Here is a 1,384-nt window from a genome sequence, read left to right as displayed (position 1 = left end):
GAGGGCAAAAATGAGATGCACCCAGGGTTGTTTCGATAACAGCTAAAAAGAAGGGGGTGGCCAATCATTTTTCCAGCTATTTACCCCCTCCTTGCCGTCATGTTATTTAACAAACAACATTTCTTGATAGGTAGGTAGCGGCCAGAAATTGTCGGCCACTTCCCCTTCCAGTGTGTCGGCATATTCGCGCACCTTATCCATCAAGGGACGGATTGTTTGAGCGGAATGCTGCATATGTTCCTCGATCGAGTCAAAATCGTCTTTAGCCGTGGCCTCACTCAGTTTGCTAACGCCATCCATCAGTAATTTAATTAAATTCGAGACGGTTTGGGCCCTTTCCTTATCCATCTCGATGCCGATCGCCGCCGCATTAGCGATCGCCGAGGACAATTCTGACAAGTAGCGAACGGCAGCGGGATAAATAATCGTTTTAGCCATACTCACCACCAGTTTCGCTTCCACCTCGATGGCCAGCAAATACTGTTCCGCATAGACATCAAAACGACTTTCCAGTTCCACGGGGGTAAGCACACCCATACGGGTAAACAGTTCTTCAATATAATCGGCCCTCAGCACGGGTAAAGCATCGGCAGTGGTGCGGAGATTAGCCAAACCGCGCTCTTCTACCGCCATTTTGTGCCATTCTGGGGAATATCCGTTACCTCCGAAGATCACATTTCTGTGTTTGTCCATGATCTCCTTGAGAACACCCTGGGCAGCAGTATTGAGGTCTTCCCCAGCTTTCATCCGGCTTTCTAGGTTATCCGCCACCCAAGTCAGGGAATCGGCTAGAATCGTGTTCATCGCCACCAGCGGCCCAGAAACTGACTGATTAGAACCCACAGCCCGGAATTCAAAGCGATTGCCCGTAAAAGCAAAAGGAGAGGTACGATTGCGATCGCCAGGATCCTTGGGGAATACCGGCAGGGTATCGACACCGAGATCCATCAACCCCGGGGCATCAGAACCCTCAATTCGGCCTTGGCTAATTTGGTCGAATACCTTTTCTAACTGGCTGCCCAAATATACGGAAATAATGGCGGGAGGAGCTTCATTTGCCCCCAAACGGTGATCATTGCTGGCGGTAGCCACCACTGCGCGTAAAAGCGGCCCGTACTTGTGAACACCACGAATTACCGCCCCACAGAATAACAAAAACTGCATATTAGCGTGGGGAGTATCGCCCGGATCCAACAGATTGCCCTGGGTAGCGTTGCCGACGGACCAGTTAACGTGTTTTCCTGAACCATTAATTCCCGCAAAGGGTTTTTCGTGCAGTAGGCAAACAAAACCGTGTTTTTTAGCCGTACTTTTCAGCAAAGTCATAATTAACTGCTGATGGTCACTGGCCACGTTAGCAGCCTCGAAAAAGGGGGCAATCTCG

General features: G+C 50.1%; 1 protein-coding gene. It reads right to left on the bottom strand.

Annotated elements, in window-relative coordinates; all coding sequences use genetic code 11:
- Positions 1–102: 102 nt before the first annotated feature.
- Positions 103–1,384 (bottom strand): glutamine synthetase III family protein (locus PX481_RS17985; RefSeq protein WP_502888616.1); only part of this gene is annotated, 1,282 nt, incomplete at its 5' end.

The organism is Microcystis sp. M53603_WE2, assembly GCF_030065435.1.
Note: the sequence above shows the minus strand (reverse complement) of the source record. Positions and strands in the feature narration are given on the sequence as shown.